General features: G+C 59.5%; 1 protein-coding gene. It reads right to left on the bottom strand.

Annotated features, from left to right (window positions below; translation table 11 throughout):
* Nucleotides 1–1,941: hypothetical protein (locus Q1A75_RS23765; protein ID WP_299641507.1), on the bottom strand; the 1,941-nt coding region annotated here is incomplete at both ends.

Raw genomic sequence — 1,941 nt, forward strand, 5'->3', positions numbered from 1 at the left:
GATGGTGGTTTCCAAATCAGCGGCGACATCTTGCTTTGCGGTGTAAAACAGATACTCTTGCTCACTCAGCGTGCGCGGGTGCTCGATGAACCACGCCTCGCGGGCTGCCGCATCCAAATGTTCGACGTCGTTGATGAAAGGGTTATTTGCCTTTGTGCGCTCAATCTTAGATCTGACATCTGCAAGCTCCTGGCGAAGAGCCGCAACCGAAGGAACGGGAGTAGCGCTGGGAGCTGAGGGAACAGGAGTAGCGCTGGGAGCTGAGGGCAATTCCTTCGGCCGGCGCAACTCGTTCAAAACCTGCGTCATCACGAGGACGCGGTTACCCCGGCCGGTCTTGGATCCTTTAAACGTCGGATTACCCTTGAATAGATCAATGACTTCTGAGGAGGGCATGCGGCGCAGCGCGGCCATGGCCTCACGCTTGCGACGCTGGGCCTGGCTTGACGATCTCTCCTTCTCGGCGGGTTTGAAATCGACATAGGCCGCCTTCATGATCTCGGCGACTTCAGCCTTCGAAAGTGCCAATGTCTGGCCGGAGGGCAGCCCGCCCGTGTCTTTGGGCACGGTCACAGACAGGGTCTCTGGCCCGCTCTCTGTCGCCAGCCAATTGCGCAGCTCAGGGCTGGTATGCCTAGCGATCTCGGCCAACCCATCGGTGTTTCTACGCAGATCTGCAAGCGCGGGCGCCCGGAATTCCTTCGGCTGGCGCAACTCGTTCAAAACCTGCGTCATCACGGTGATGCGGTTACTCAAGCCTTTCCCGTGTCGCTTAAACGTCGGATTACCCTCGAATAGATCAATGACCACTGAGGAGGGCATACGCTCCAGCGCGGCCATGGCCTCACGCTTGCGACGCCTGGACTGGTTTGCCGATCTCTCCTTCTCGGCGGGTTCGAAATCGACATAGGCCGCCTTCATGATCTCGGCGACTTCAGCCTTCGAAAGTGCCAATGTCTGGCCGGAGGGCAGCCCGCCCGTATCTTTGGGCACGGTCACAGACAGGGTCTCCGGCCCGCTCTCTGTCGCCAGCCAATTGCGCAGCTCAGGGCTGGTATGCCTAGCGATCTCGGCCACCCCATCGGTGTTTCTACGCAGATCTGCAGGCCCGGGCGCCCAAAGTTCCTTCGGCTGGCGCAACTCTTTCAAAACCTGCGTCATCACGGTGATGCGGTTACTCCAGCCGGTCTTGGATCCCTTAAACGTCGGATTACCCTTGAATAGATCAATGACCACTGAGGAGGGCATGCGGCGCAGCGCGGCCATGGCCTCACGCTTGCGTCGCTGGATCTGGCTTGACGATCTCTCCTTCTCGGCGGGTTTGAAATCGACATAGGCCGCCTTCATGATCTCGGCGACTTCAGCCTTCGAAAGTGCCAATGTCTGGTTGGAGGGCCGCCCGCCCGTGTCTTCGGGCACGGTCACAGACAGGGTCTCCGGCCCGCTCTCTGTCGCCAGCCAATTGCGCAGCTCAGGGCTGGTACGCCTAGCGATCTCGGCCAACCCATCGGTGTTTCTACGCAGATCTGCAAGCGCGGGCACCCGGAATTCCTTCGGCTGACTCAACTCTTTCAAAACCTGCGTCATCACGATGATGCGGTTATTCCAGCCGGTCGTGGATCCCTTAAACCTCGGATTACCCTTGAATAGATCAATGACCACTGAGGAGGGCATGCGGCGCAGCGCGACAATGACCTCACCCTTGCGTCGCTGGGCCTGGTTTGACGATCTCTCCTTCCCGGCGGGTTTGAAATCGACATAGGCCGCCTTCATGATCTCGGCGACTTCAGCCTTCGAAAGTGCCAATGTCTGGCCGGAGGGCCGCCCGCCCGTGTCTTCGGGCACGGTCACAGACTGGGTCTCTGGCCCGCTCTCTGTCGCCAGCCAATTGCGCAGCTCAGGGCTGGTATGCCTAGCGATCTCGGCCAACCCATCGGTGTT

Source organism: uncultured Tateyamaria sp., from assembly GCF_947504105.1.
GTDB lineage: Bacteria > Pseudomonadota > Alphaproteobacteria > Rhodobacterales > Rhodobacteraceae > Tateyamaria.